The following is a 14,223-nucleotide window of genomic DNA, read 5'->3' as shown; positions in this document are numbered from 1 at the left end:
GGCATCTTGCCGGCGGTACGCCACCTTCCAGGTGGCAAGCGATGGCGGCGCCGGCTGGAAGCCGGCTAACCGCCGGCAGGATGCCGGCGCTCCATAGCGCACTCGATCCACTTCACGGATAAATGCTCTAGCTAGACTGACTAGCTAGCGGCAACTCCCTTCGCCCGACGGCGAGGACGGATCGCCGGTGCCGCTGCCTTGGCCGCCCGCACCGGGTGCGCCGCCGGTTCCCGTGGAGGAGCCGACGCTGACCGGGGTGCTCGCTTGAGCGCCGTTCTCGTAGGCGCCGATGGCGACCTTGCCCGAGTTCGCGCGTGCGGTGGCCCTGTCCGCCGCTTCGACCGCGTGAAGCGGCGGGCTGAATGCCGCCGCTGCGAGTGGCGACGGGAAGGGGTGCGCCGCGGCGCTCGCCGTCGGCAACAGCGCTTGCCCAATGAGGACGCTGCTCGTTCCCAAGCGGAAGTCGCGCTGGCCCGAGTTGGCGAAACCGGGATCGGCGCCCGTCTTCGTGTTGGTGAACGTGGCGACGCTGCTTCCCGCGGGCAGCCAGTTGTTCGAACCGGTGATGCTCTCGCCGTTGACCCATTGGGCCTCGGTCGTCCGGAACACCGGAATGGTGCCGCCGCCGATTCGATAGAACACGTTGTTGTGGAACTCGACGGACTCGATGCGGTCGTAAACCTGAATGGCCGAAGGTGAATTCGCCGCCAGGATGAACGTATTGTTCACGAAACGGTACCGCCCCGAGGTGTCACCCGTTCCATCGCCGCCGACGCGCGCGACGTTCGAGCCCTGCGCGCTCTTCACGAACACGTTGCCCACCACGTCCGAATCCTCGCGTTTCAGCGCGGGATCGGCACCTTCCGGGCCAATGAGCTCGATTTCGCGGTAGGCCGCGCCCTCGATCCAATTGTAATAAATCTCATTTCGCTCGGCGCGGCTCTTTACGTTGTTGCCCCCTTTGCCGTCGTGCACGTAGCAAAACTGCATACGGAACACCGAGCCGGGATAAGCGACTTCGTCCGTGGCCATGTAAATCGGGTGTTTCGTGGTGCCGTTCCCGCACCCGTAAACCTCCACGTGATCCAGCGTGAGCGAGCCAGAATCCTCGTCGGCGCCGAGAATACCGTGACCCGCGCAATCGCGGACGATGCTGTCCTTTATCGAAATATCGTCCGCGTGATGGAAGATATTCCTCACATTTCCCGATTTGACGTCGAATCCTTCGAATACATAATGGCTTCCGTCGAACTGAACGGTACTATCGCCGCCGGAAATCACGGGACGTGCGCCGTTGGTTCGAATGCCCCGAATGACGATGGGGCTCGCCTTGGTGCCTGACTTGGAAAATTTGATTCCGCCGGCATAAGGAGTCGATTGTCCGTAAACCTCGACCACATCGCCCGCTGCCAGGAGCGAGACGACATCGTTCAGCGATGCGTACGCTTTTCCAGGTCCAACTTGATAGGTTTTTCCAAGTGCCTGCGTTGTTTGTGGCGATTGGCACGCGGAAGAATCCGCACCTTCGTTACCACACGCTGCGGCCGAAATTACCGCGATTGCCCCCACTACGATTACTGCAAAACGTTGCTGCGCCATGCGCGGAGCGAACATGCTGGCCTCCGTTTGCTGCCATTGCGTGAGTTCCCGCTCGCGCCCTCCCCGCGGGATCGATTGAGAGGCCGTCCACCCTAGGACAGGTCGGCGCGATAAAGAATGTAAGAATGATGCGACAGCTCCGACACCCTGATATCAAATCAGCGCACGTTGGGGCACCACTCTAAAATGTTGCCATGGTGGTGGAACGCCTTCCGACCCTCAGCCCTTATTCCCTAATCTTTTAGGCACTTGCTCAAATCGTGCAGCAGGGCCTCGGCGTTGGTGAGGCCATTGCCATTGCCGTCGAAACGACGCGAGAGCCGCATGTCGGGCGTGAGCCGGTAGGGGCTGCGCTTCGCACGCACCAAATCGAGGATCTTTTTCGGGTCGAGCGGCGTGTCCTCGCGCAGGTGCAAGGTCACGGTTTGGGCATTGGCCTCGCAGCCCAGCGCGCGCAGGCGCCGCAGTTCGGTTTTGATGGCCATTAATTGCACCAAACGCCGCGCATCGTCCGGCGGAGGTCCAAAGCGGTCCTCCATTTCTTCGGCAATCTCGGACACGTGCGATTCGTCGAGGGCACTGGCCAGGCGCTTGTAGAGCGAGAGGCGTACGCCAACGTCGCTGACGTAATCTTCCGGTAGGAGTGCAGGAACGTCGAAGGACAACTCGGGATCGACCTCGTGCACCACCGGCTCGCCGCGCAATTCGTGCACGGCTTCTTCGAGCATCTGGCAGAACAAGTCGAACCCGACGCTGGCCACATTGCCCGATTGCTCGCCGCCGAGCAGATCGCCCGCGCCGCGCAGCTCCAGGTCGAGCGAGGCGATTTGGAAGCCGCTGCCGAGCTCCGTGTGCCGCTCGAGCGCCTCGATGCGCGCGCGTGCTTCGTCGGTCATTTTTTCCAGCTCGGGCACCACGAGGTAGCAGTAGGCGCGCTCCTTGGATCGACCTACACGACCGCGAAGTTGGTAAAGCTGCGCCAAGCCGAACAGATCCGCGCGGTCGATGATGATCGTGTTCGCGCGCGGGATGTCGAGGCCACTCTCCACGATGGCCGTGGCTGCGAGCACGTCGTAGCGGCCCTCGACGAAGTCGAACATGGTCTGCTCGAGCGCACCCGTTTCCTGCGCCGTGCCGCCCTTGGCCATCTGACCATGGGCCACCGCGATGCGGGCTTGAGGTACGAGCTCTTGCAGCCGCCCGGCGCGTTCGTAGAGGCCCTCGATGCGGTTGTAGACGTAGAAAACCTGCCCGCCGCGGGAAAGCTCGCGCGTGACGGCCTCGCGCAGCACCTGCTCGTCGTAGCGTGTGACCAAGGTGCGCACCGCGCGGCGGTCGATGGGCGGCGTGGTGATGAGCGAGAGATCGCGCAAACCGCTGACGGCCATCTGCAAGGTGCGCGGGATCGGCGTGGCCGTGAGGGTCAACACGTCCACTTGGGTGCGGATCTGTTTGATGCGCTCTTTGTGGGTGACGCCGAAGCGCTGCTCTTCGTCGACGACGAGCAGGCCCAAATCTTTGAAGTGGATGTCCTTCGAGAGCAGCCGGTGCGTGCCGATGACGATGTCGACCTTGCCGTCCTTGAGGCGCGCGACGGTCTCGTCTTGCTCCTTCTTCGTCTGGAAGCGGCTCATCGATGCGAGCGTGATGGGGTAGTCGCGCATCCGCGCCTCGAAGGTGCGAAAGTGCTGCTGCGCAAGCACCGTGGTGGGGCACAGGAGGGCGACCTGCTTGCCCGTCATGGCCACGCGGAAGGCCGCACGCAGCGCGATTTCCGTTTTTCCGAAGCCGACGTCGCCGCACACCAGGCGATCCATCGGGCGCGGTTCGTCGAGATCGCGGTTCACCTCGGCGATGGCGCGGGCTTGGTCCGGCGTTTCATCGAAGGGGAACGTGGCCTCGAAGGCGCGGTAGTCGTCATCGATGGCCGGCATCGAGACGCCGGGCTGCGCTTTGCGCTCGGCGTAGAGGCGCAATAGCTCGTCGGCCATCTGCCGCACGGCCTTTTGCACGCGCGCCTTGGTGCGGCTGAAGGTGCTGCCGCCGAGGCGATCGACCTTGGGCTGCGAATTTTCGCCGCCGGAGTATTTCTGGATCTGATTGAGCCGGTACGCGGGCAGGTACAGCTTGTCGCCGCCGCCGTATTCGACCACGAGCAGGTCGACGGTGAGGCCGCCCACCGCCTTGTGCACCAGGCCGAGGTAGCGCCCGATGCCGTGCTCCACGTGCACGACGTAGTCGCCCACGTCGAGGTTTCGCAGATCCTCGAGGAAGGGGCGCGTAGGATCGGCGGCGCGCCGCTCTTTGCGGCGGTGGGCGCGGGCGCCGAAGATTTCCTCCTCGGTGACGATGACGATGCCCTCGGCGGGGAGCAAGCCTCCGCGCGACAGGGGGCCCACGACGATTTGGGCCATCTCCGCATCGGCGCTATCGGGCTCGGCGAGCCATGCGGGGTCGAAGGTGCCGAGTTTGGCGCGGCACGTGATGCCTTGGTGGTGCAAGAGCGACGTGAGGCGCTCGGCCTGCGTCTGCGCGCGCGCCGTGAGGAAGACGCGCAGGCCGTGCTCGCGCCAGTAGCGAATGCGCCGCACCAGCGGGGCGAGCGTGGCGGATTTTCCCTTGGAAGAGCGCGCCGTTTTCACGGCCCGCGACAGATCGTCGTGATCGCGCGCCGCGAGATCGAGCGCGTTCGTGGCGGTCTGGAAGGTCGCGAGGCCCTCGCCCTCGGTCTGACCGAGCACCGGCGTGGCATGCAAGGTGACGACCCCGCGGCGCGCGATCTCCTCGGCCGCGCGCGCTTCGTCGATGTAGAACGCCGTCGGTGGGAAGTGCGGTCTCGAGCCATGGCTCGCCGCGTCTTCGTCGGCGCGCGCGAGCTCTTCGCGCACGGCGGTGGTGATGGCCGCGGGGTCCTCGAGGACGACGAGCGTGTCCTCGCCGAGGTACGAGATCAGCGGGACCAGCTCGGGGTAATACGCCGGGAGAAAGCCGTCGGCGCCGAAGAAGCCGCGACCGCTCACCACGTCCTCGGTGAGCGCGCGCGTCTTCGTGGTGGGCCAATCGATGGCGTCGGCCAGGTGCACGACCTTTTCGCGCGCGTGGGCGGTGGTTTCGCGCGTGAGCACGGCCTCGCGCGCGGGCGGGAGCCACACGTGGGGGAAGGTGACGTCTTGGCCGTTCACCTTGACGGTGCGCTGCTCGTAGGGGTCGAACGCCTTGATCGACACGACGAGGTCGCCGTACAGCTCGATGCGCATGGGCGCGTCGCTGCTCGGAGGCCACACGTCGACCAAGGCGCCGCGAACGGCGAACGAGCCGGGATCTTCCACGACGGGAACGCGCAGGTAGCCCGCCTCGGCGAGCTTCGCGACGAGCGCGTCACGATCGAGCTCCTCCTCGGCGACGATCTTCGCGGTGGCCCGGCCGATGGCGTCCGCCGGGACGACCTTCCGCACCAGCGCGCTCGCGGGGATGGCGAGCACGCGCCACGGCAAGTGTGCCAAATGGAACAACGTGGCCATGCGGCTCATGGCCGCGCGGCGATCGGGGTTCACCTCGGCGTACGGCGAGGACTCGTGGCTTGCGAACAAGAGCACGTCGCCCAGTGCGGCTTCTTCCGCGCTCTCGTCGTCGGGGGCGCCGCGCAGGAGGAAGCCGCAGTCTTGCGCGGCCCGGCGCGCGCCGTCGAGATCGGCCGTGACGAAGACGATGCGCTTTTTTCCCGTGTCCGCCAGGGCCGCGACCAGCGCGGCGCCCGCGCAGCCTTTGACCCCCGCGACATCGAGCCGGGTTCCGCTGCTGGCGGATTCGCGATTCGCGAATCGCGAATCGCGAATCGCGAATGCGCGGGCCACCACCTCCCGCAGGCGCGAGGCCACCACGCCCTCCGGCGGCAGGATCGGTTCGAGCGGGACTTCCGGCAGATCCACGGGCATCTCAGCTATTCGGAGTGGGGGCCCCTTGCAAGAGCAAGTCGTAGTCCCGCGGGGATGACGACGAGCGCGGCCAGAAGCCCGAGCGCGGAACCGAGCGCGCCCACCGCGCCCAAATCGAACAGACCTTCGAAGCGGCACGCGAGAAGCGCAGCGAACCCGGCCGCCGTGGTGAGCGCCGTGGAGGCGACCAGCGGGCCCTCGGTGCGAAGGGCGCGCGCAATGGCTTCGCCAATCGACGACCCGGCATCCCGCGCGGCACGGGCCGCGTGGAGCAGGAACATCGATTCATCCATGGTGATGCCGACCAGCACGGGCATCACCAACGCGTCGTACACGTGCAGCCGCACGTGGAAAATTCGCATGAGCGCGGCCACCGCACTGACTTCCACCGCGATGGTTGCCAAGGTGAGCGCGACGTCGAACCCGCGCCGCAGCGCCGCGCGCAAGGTGACGATGACCAGCACCAGGGCCAAGAGCGCCACGATGGGCAAATCGTGCGAAAGCGCATGCCGCAGCGCCGTCTCGAGCTGGTGGTAACCGGTGATCACCGTCTCGGTATCGGCCTGCGCGATGGCGGCGCGCGCGCGTGCGTCCTTCGCGGGATCGCCGCTGGGGCGCACGTAACTCACGACCAGGGTGTCATCGCCCTCGCGGGCCATGTGCCGCGAGATGATCCACGCGAGGGGCCCTTTCGGGTCCATGCTCGTGACCGCCTGCGAAGGGTGCTCGAACGCCTCGAATGCGCTTCCAAAGGCCGAAGGGTCGAAACCGCGCTCGGCCAGCGCGGTCTCCAACGCGGGCCGTTTCGCCGCCAGATCGAGCGCATCCCGCTCGGCGAGGCGCGCGCGCTGCGTGGCCCGTGACGGCGCAAAGTTGGTGAGCGTGTCGAAGCCGTCGATGGTGCCTTCCGTGGTCAGCCGATCCAGTGCCTCCGCCACGCGATCGGCCCGCTCCGTGGCGCGCTCGGGATCGCGATCGGCGGTCACGACGAGCCATTGGCCTTCCTTGCTGCCGAAGAGCCGGTAAATCTCGCGCTGCGTGGCCAGCGGCGCTAAGGCCTGCGGCCGGATCGCGACCAAGGTGTCGTGTGCCGCAGGCCAGCCGAAGACCGCGAGAAACGCGAAGGGCGCCAGCGACACGAGCAGCGCGGCAAGGGCGCGCGGCCGCGTGCGCGTCAGGGCGTCCACGAACGACGTCCATCGATGCACGGGCCGCGGCGGCGGCGCACCGCGTTCGAGCCACGCGCCGATTTCCGGCGTGACCAGCAAGATGCCCACGGCGGTGAGCACCTCGCCCGCACCGCACAGGATACCGAGCTGCCGCACCGCGGGAAGCTCGCTCAGAAACAGTGCCGCGAAGGCGAAGCCTGCGGCCAGCGCCGCCAGCAAGGTCGGACGCGCCGTGGTTTCGCGTGCGTGGCGCGCGGCCTGCGCGGGCGAGAGGCCGCGCCTTCGCCCCTCGAGCAACGCCGCGTACACGTGCACGCCGGTGTCGACGCCCACGCCCACCACGACCGCCGCGAACGCCGTGGCGATGGCCGAGAGACCCGTCGGAAAAAGCGCCGCGATGCCCATCGTCCAGAGGGTGCCCAGCCCCAGCGGGGGAAGCACCGCGAGCAGCGCCCGCATCCGCCGAAAGGTCACCAGGAACACCACCGACGCGAGCACCGTCGACAGCACGGAGCTCACGATCATGTCGCGGCGCAACATGTCGGCCGTTGCTTCGGCAATGGCATGCCCGCCGGTGAGATCCATGGTCACCTTGGGCCGCGCTGCGGCGCGCATGGCTGCCCGCACATCGGTGACGAAGCTCTCGGCGTCGTTGCCATGGAAGGCACTGCCGCGCGGCTCCAAAATAACCAACCGCGCTCGCCCGCCATCGCCGACGAAGGCGCCGCCCGAGCCCGTTCCCACGTTGACGCCCGCCGCCACCTCGGTGCGCAGCTCCCAGGGAATCATGGTGAGCCGCAGCGGATCGCGCGCCGCGCGCTCCTCGATTTCCGCCGCGCCCGGCGCCAGCAAGAGCTCGCGCGTGCCTTCGAGCCGCTCGCGCATGCCCTCGGGCGTGAGCGCCTGTTTCAAGCGATCCCGCGCCGTCGGGCTGGCGTACGACCAGGCCAACGTCGGATCGAAATCCTTGGGCGGCGGCGCCGAATCGAGCACGCGGGCCACGCTCGCCTTGGTTTTCAATTCCCCCACCAACGCCACGGCGGAGGCCTCCACGTCGGCCGGATCCTCCCCGCGCACCAGCACCACCCCGAGATCGCCGCCGCCGAAGCCCCGCAGAAAGCGCATGAGCATCGTCGTCTCGCTGCGGTTCGGGAAAAGATCCGTCAGGTCGGACGACAAACGCAGTTTGAAGGTGGAGAGCGCGAGGCTCACCACCGTGGCGAGGACGAAGAGCCACTTCCAGAAACGACTCACGCGGCGGCCGGTTGCGGGGTGATGCGCACGCGCACGCGGATGATGCGGCGCCGGCTGAGCGCGCTCACGATGCCCACGGCATTGCCGGCGATGGCCACGCTGTCGCCTTTGCGCGGCATACGGCCCAATTTTTCGAGCAGCACCGCGCCGATGGGCTCCGCCGCGTCCTCGTTCTCCACCAGCACGCCGATGGAGCGCAGGTCGTCCATCTTCAATCGCGCGTCGACCTCCCACGCGTGCTCGTCGCCCGGCACCTTCACCAGCGCCGCCGGCTCCTCGTCGAGCTCGTCGCGGATCTCGCCGACGATCTCCTCCAGGAGGTCCTCCATGGTGACGATGCCGCTGGTGCCACCGTATTCATCGACGACCACCGCGATGGGGATCTGCGACTCTTGCATGCGCCGCAGGACGTCCAGCAGACCTTGCGTCTCCGGCACGAAGATCGCGTCGCGCCGGAGGCTCTTCAAATCGCCCTGGCCGAGCACCTCTTCGAGCAGAAAGTCCTTCACGTAGAGGTAGCCGACGACGTTGTCGAGCGATCGATCCTTGGTCAAAATCAGGCGCGAATACTGCTGCGAGCGGATGAAGCGGATCGCGTCCGCGCGCGGTGTGTCGATGGGCAGCGAGGCGACGTCCACGCGCGGCACCATGGCGTGGCGTGCGGTGCGCGAGGAGAAGCGAAGCACGCGCTCGAGCAGCTGGCTCTTCTCCTTGCCCATGGGGCTGCGCGCGGTATTCGCGGCCAAGATGCCCAGGATTTGCTCCTCCGAGAGCGTGCCCTCGCTCGCCGCGTCGGCGGAGAGGCCCATGAAGCGCAGGATCAAGGCCGAGGCGCGCTCCAGGATCCACAGGAGCGGGCGGAAGGCGAAGTACATCACGTGCAGCGGCGTGGCCGAGAAAAGCGCGGTCGACTCGGAGCGCTGGATCGCGATCAACTTGGGAACGAGCTCGCCGAAGAGCACATGGCCGAAGGTGAGGAAGCCGAAGGCGACGATGACGATGGCCACGTGCAGCGCCTTCTCGGCCTCGCCGTGGATGAAGGGCCCGGCCCACGACAAGACGAGGCGCTCGATGGCGGGCTCGCCGATCCAACCGAGCCCGAGGCTTGCGAGCGTGACGCCGAACTGCGTGACCGACAGGTACCGATCGAGCCGCTCGATGATCGACTGCGCGAAAATCGCCCGCTTCTCGCCGCGGCGCACGCGCGGGTGAAGCTGCGTCGCGTGCATTTTGACGAATGCGAACTCGGCGGCGACGAAAAAGCCGTTCAGGACGATGAAGAGCGCAGCGAGAAGGAGCCCGATCACGGCACGTATCCGACCCCCACGGTACTACAGTCTCCTCAATCTTTGTCGTATGTGAGCGTCACGGTTGGAACCTGCGATTCTCCGCCTTGCAGAAAGGCGTAGCGGGCGAAGTTTCCCATGACCCGAACCACGTACGCGCGCGTCTCGGTGTAGGGGATCTGCTCGACGAAGACATCGAGCGGAGCGTCCTTGAGCCGTGACATCCAGCGCGCGACGGCATCCGGCCCCCCGTTGTAGCCGGCGAGCGCGAGCGGGATCTGGCCGTGGAAGCGCTCGATGAGCTCCTTCAGGTAGCGCGCGCCCAGTTTGATGTTCTGCGCCGGGTTGGTCAGAAGCACCTCGGCATTCGGCTGCCCGAGGGACTTGGCCACGGTGAGCGCCGTCTCGGGCAGAAGCTGCAAGAGGCCCACCGCGCGGGCCGGCGAGGTGACGTCGGGATCGAACGCGCTCTCCACGCGCATCACGGCGTGGAGCAGGCCGCTCGGCAGGTGGTGCGCCGTTTCTTCCGCGCGCACGAAGGCATCGTACGGCCGCGGAAAAGCGCATTCCCAGGCCCACTCCGTCGCCGGGCTCGGTGCCGCCGCCAAGGTGGCGGCGGGGATCTGCTGCGCCACTTGGTAGCGCCGCTTCGCCCGACCGAGGTAGCCGTACGCTTCGCACAACGCCTCCACGCCGCGCCCGGTGGCCGCCGACGTGAGCAGGGATTCGCGCTCGCGCAGCTGCGCCTCGGCGTCGGCATCGAGCCCCACGCGAAAGAGCATGTCGACCGGCGGCGGGATGGAAATGCTGAGCGGTTGCCATGCGTTCTTCGGGTCCGGCGGGTCGATGGCCGGCGGCAGCGGCGCCTTCACCTCGGCCAGGCGTGCACGCGCCACCAGCGCGGGCCACGAGAGCGGGCGGCTGCGCGCCACGTCCGTCCAGCGGAGCACGGCCTGCGTGCGATCGCCGTCGTGCAGCGCGGCGAGCGCGGCCAAATTGGTCGCCCGTGCGGCCGCGATCGCATCGTTTTCGTCGCCCGCGAGCTCCTCGAAGTGCTTTCGCGCGAGCTTGTAGTCCTTGTTCATCAGGCGCGCGATGGCCCGCCCGCGCAGGGCTTCGCGCTTCTCGTCGCCCTTGGGGAAGTTCTTCGCGTACTCGTCGAACGCCGCCGCGGCCTGCGCCCAGCGCGCGTGCAGCAGATGAAGCCGCGCCCCGTAGAACGACGCCTTTTCGGCCCACGGCGTCTTCGGAAAGCGCCGGGCCACCTGCGCATAGCGCTCGATGGCCTCGTCATCGTGATCTGCCCGCGACAAAGCCCGCGCGGCGTGGAAGGCGTCATCCGCGGCCTTGGGCCCGCCCACCGCCACGCACTCGTCGAAGGCTTTCGACGCTTCCAGCGCGTGCGTGCGCGCGTGCATCAAAATGTCCGCCTTGGCGCGCAGCCGGTCGATGTTCGCCACGGCCTTGCCCGGCGCCGTCGCGATCTTCTTCAGCGACTCCAGCGCCTCGTCGACCATGTTGGCATCGCCGAGGACCTTCGCGCGCTTGAGCAGTTCCTCCGCCGTCAGCGGATGCGCGGGATCGCTCTTCGCCAGCGTCGCCTCGGCGTCTTTGGCCCACGTGAGATCGGGCGCCTCCACCACGATCCACCGCGCATCGCTCGCATCCTCGGTGGGGGTACGCACGCCCAGGCGGATCCGCCGCGCCCGTGCCTCGGCCTCTTGCGCGCGCGTATGCTTGTCCAGCGCAATCACGCGATCGCACGCCGCGCGCGCCGGCACGGGCATCTGCGATTTCTCATAGGCCTCCGACGCTTTGAGCAGCGCCGCAGCCGAGCCCCGGCCGTTGTAGTAGTCGGCCGCATCGCGGAAGGGGCCGACGCTCAACTTGGCCTCGGCGCGTCGCCGCTCGATGTCGTCGGCAAGAAGCGGTAGCGCCGTCTTCAAGTCGTCGAGCAGCGCGATGGCTTTGTTCACCTCGGCCGCGCCGCCGCGCGCCAGCGCCACACGCGCGCGCACGTACCGGATCGACGGCTCTTGCTTCTCGGCGTCGGGCAGCGCATCGAGCTCACGTGCGGCATCGTCCCACGCCTGCATGCGTACCGACTCCGCCCAGTGCGGGACCTCGCGCGGCGGCGACGTACCGCCGTCGCTCGTGCGTGGGAGCACCATCAAGGTGCTCGCATCGGCGGCGGCCACGGCCGCGGGCCCTTCTTTCGCCGTCTCTCGGCGCGCGCACGACGGAACCAGCGCCGCGATTGTCGCCAGCGTGACCACGGCGCTACGCATAGACACCGAAGCCTCCGCCGCCGCGCCAGCCCTGTGCGCGTGTGATGCCGGTCGCATCGGAGCCTTCCACCACGCGCGCAAGCCGCGGGATGCAAAGTTCGTCCAAGGTCCCCGTCTCCTCGATGCCCACGTAGCGGCGCCCCATCTTGTGCGCGACCGCGGCCGTCGTCCCGCTCCCGAGAAACGGATCGAGCACCCAGTCGCCTGGCTCGGTGCCCAACGTCAGGACGCGCTCCAGGAGCCGCTCGGGCTTCTTGTTGCGTGTGAACACCACGCCGCCCTCGCGCGCGATCCCTTGGAACGGAATGTCGTTCCACACATTGGTGAGCGGCTCGGCCAGGTAAGGCTCACCGCCATCGTTCTTGCGAACCTTGTCCGCCAGAAAGAGCAGCCGGTTTCCACCGCGGAGGATCATCGGCTTGTGGCGCGCGCCCCGATCGAGCCAAAAAATGCGCTCCGGCTCTGCCCGCGATCGGTCGATGAGCGCCCGTGCCGCCAGGCTCACCGCCTCGTAGCGCGGCTGCGCGAATCGAACCACGCGCCGCGCGTGCGCCAGCGAGAAGCGCTCGAGCTCGCGTTCGAAGCCGTCGGCCCCGAGCGCACGCACGGCCTCGGTCCGTCGCGCGTAGCCGAGGTGTGTCGTCACCTCGGCCTTGAGCGGCGAGAATTGCCACGCGCTGGGCGGATCGTCCGGATTCACGAGCCAGAGGTTGTACGCCGGATCGCGTCCAGCGCGTTTCCGAACGATGGCCGAAGGGCGAAAGTTTTTTCGCTCCTTGGCGTAGATGAGCAGGTAATCCGTGACGTTGACCGGTCCGCGGTTGATCGCTTTGTGCCCGGTCGTGGCGCTGCGCACGATCGTGACGATGGCGATGCGGTTGTCGGCTCCGAAGACGTCATCCATCAGCAACAGGAGACACCCTAGCTGCGTATCGTCGATTTCGGCAAAAATGGCCCCATCGTCCCGGAGCAGAGGCCGCATGGCGCGCAGCCGCGGCGCCATCATCGCCTTCCACGCTTCGGGGTGGCGCGCATCGTGGTACTCGCGAAAAACGCGCCCCGTGTTGAACGGCGGATCGATGTAAATGCAGCGAAAAAGCCCCGCATGGGCGTTCGACGCCATGTGCTCGAGCACGCCGAGGTTGTCGCCTCGGATGACCATGTTGGGGCTTTTGTCGTCGCCGTACGCGGCGAGTTTCCTCAGCGCCACCCGCACTCCACTAAATACGCGGGTGCTCGGTGACGGGACCACGGATCCACGGCTCCGTGATGCTCCGCCAGTTGGCCTTGGAGTTCAGGCCGGCGAGCACGCTGAAGAGGCCCCACTGAAGACGATTCACGAAGGTATGGTCCACCGGCATGTGAATCGGCTTGGGGAGCGAAGGAAGTTTTTCGTCGGGGCGAAGGATGATCTTTTTGCCGTTGCGAACCAGGTACGCCACCGCCTCGCGCGCGAATTCGTGCGAGAACTCGAACTCCGTATTCTCGATGAGCGGCTTGAGCACGAGCTTCGTGTAGCTCGTGTAGAGCGGCCAACCGTCGGGATCGGTCGGGTCGTAGCCAAGCACCTCGACACAGGCGCGGTCGAACTCTTCCCAGTCCGCATCCTGCGCCGCGATCACGTAGCGCTTCATGCGCGTCACGATGTCGGCCGGCAGGAACTTCGCACAGCCGAAGTCCAAGAACGCCACCTTGCCGCCGCCGAGGAAGCGGTAGTTGCCCGGGTGCGGATCCGCGTAGAGCACGCCGTGCGCGTAGAGCGCGCGGAACATGAAGCGCCAGATGGTCTGCCCCGCGGCATCGCGCTCGTCCTTGGTCGCCGTTTCGGCGAACGTCGCGTAGTCCATCCCGTCGATCATCTCGCAGGTGAGGACGCGGCGCGTGGTGAGGCTATGGTGCACGCGCGGGATGACGATGTCCTTGTCGCCCGCCTCGTCGATGTGGATGCGGCGAAAAAGCTCGGCCGTCTCGGCTTCGCGCGTGTAGTCGAGCTCGGAAAGGAAGACGGCCTTGATCTCTTCCAGGGTCTCCTTGCTCTGGTACCGGCGGCCGACGGGCGCGATCATCGTCTCCAGGAGAGAGAGGCTCTTCAGGTCGTTCTCGATGGCCTTGTCGATGCCGGGGTACTGCACTTTCACGGCGACCGCATCGCCCGAGCGGCTGAAGGCCCGGTGGACCTGGCCGATGCTCGCAGCTGCGAAGGGATCCGCCTCCCAGTGCTCGTAGATTTTCGACGGGTGGTCGCCCAACTCCTCGGTCACCACCTTGATGGCGGCATCGCGCGACAGCGGGGGCGCCTTGGCCTGGAGTCGCTTCAACACCTGTTGGAACTTCTCTTCGTACCCCGGGGGCGCGAGCCCATCGATGTACGAGGCCATCTGACCCAGCTTGAGGGGGAGCCCCTTCATCTCGCCGAGCGTCTTCAGCATCGCCTCGGCGGTTTTTTTCGCCGACGAGAGGACTTTGGCGCGGGCCTGCGCCTCTTCGTCCTCGGTGCGCTTCATGCCGACGGCGCGTTTCATCGCTTCCGTGGCGAGGGGGATCGCTCGTGGTGCCAGGGCTCCCAACTTCGCGAGCCGCCCGAGACGGGAGGTCGGCGGAGCGTCCGGCCGTTTTTCGAGCGGGATCGGCGAAGCATCCGGCCGGTCTCGCGAAGCTGCCATGGAGCGCATTATGCTGGCATCGCGGGGCT

The 14,223-nt window shown here is 67.0% G+C and carries 7 protein-coding genes; all 7 read right to left on the bottom strand.

The window, feature by feature from the left end; all coding sequences use genetic code 11:
* Nucleotides 1–144: 144 nt before the first annotated feature.
* Nucleotides 145–1,398, bottom strand: coding sequence for a hypothetical protein (locus tag LZC95_44265; protein ID WXA93458.1), 1,254 nt, complete (start codon nucleotides 1,396–1,398; stop codon nucleotides 145–147).
* 434 nt (nucleotides 1,399–1,832) lie between these two features.
* Entirely contained in the window at nucleotides 1,833–5,528 is a 3,696-nt protein-coding gene (gene mfd, locus LZC95_44260) for a transcription-repair coupling factor (GenBank protein ID WXA93457.1), read from the bottom strand.
* A gap of 11 nt (nucleotides 5,529–5,539) precedes the next feature.
* A complete protein-coding gene (locus tag LZC95_44255) occupies nucleotides 5,540–7,957 on the bottom strand; it encodes an MMPL family transporter (GenBank protein ID WXA93456.1) in 2,418 nt (805 codons plus the stop codon).
* Complete coding sequence (locus LZC95_44250) at nucleotides 7,954–9,264, bottom strand: hemolysin family protein (protein ID WXA93455.1); 1,311 nt, start codon at nucleotides 9,262–9,264, stop codon at nucleotides 7,954–7,956. Before LZC95_44250 ends, LZC95_44255 begins: the two co-directional genes overlap by 4 nt.
* Before the next feature lie 35 nt (nucleotides 9,265–9,299).
* Nucleotides 9,300–11,531, bottom strand: coding sequence for a lytic transglycosylase domain-containing protein (locus LZC95_44245; GenBank protein ID WXB00269.1), 2,232 nt, complete (start codon nucleotides 11,529–11,531; stop codon nucleotides 9,300–9,302).
* Nucleotides 11,524–12,741 carry a site-specific DNA-methyltransferase gene (locus LZC95_44240; protein WXA93454.1) on the bottom strand — a complete coding sequence of 406 codons (1,218 nt, stop codon included), beginning with the start codon at nucleotides 12,739–12,741 and terminating at the stop codon, nucleotides 11,524–11,526. Before LZC95_44240 ends, LZC95_44245 begins: the two co-directional genes overlap by 8 nt.
* 10 nt (nucleotides 12,742–12,751) lie before the next feature.
* Nucleotides 12,752–14,194, bottom strand: a complete 1,443-nt coding sequence (locus LZC95_44235) for an AarF/ABC1/UbiB kinase family protein (GenBank protein ID WXA93453.1) — start codon at nucleotides 14,192–14,194, stop codon at nucleotides 12,752–12,754.
* Between the last annotated feature and the right edge of the window lie 29 nt (nucleotides 14,195–14,223).

Source organism: Sorangiineae bacterium MSr12523, from assembly GCA_037157775.1.
GTDB classification, from domain to species: Bacteria; Myxococcota_A; Polyangia; order Polyangiales; family Polyangiaceae; genus Pendulispora; species Pendulispora brunnea.
This window is presented reverse-complemented; position numbering and strand designations above follow the sequence as displayed.

Bases quoted from the DNA above. Each gene is read 5' to 3' on its own strand.
- LZC95_44245 (WXB00269.1), bottom strand. From the start codon at position 11,531: ATGCGTAGCGCCGTGGTCACGCTGGCGACAATCGCGGCGCTGGTTCCG.
- LZC95_44235 (WXA93453.1), bottom strand. From the start codon at position 14,194: ATGGCAGCTTCGCGAGACCGGCCGGATGCTTCGCCGATCCCGCTCGAA.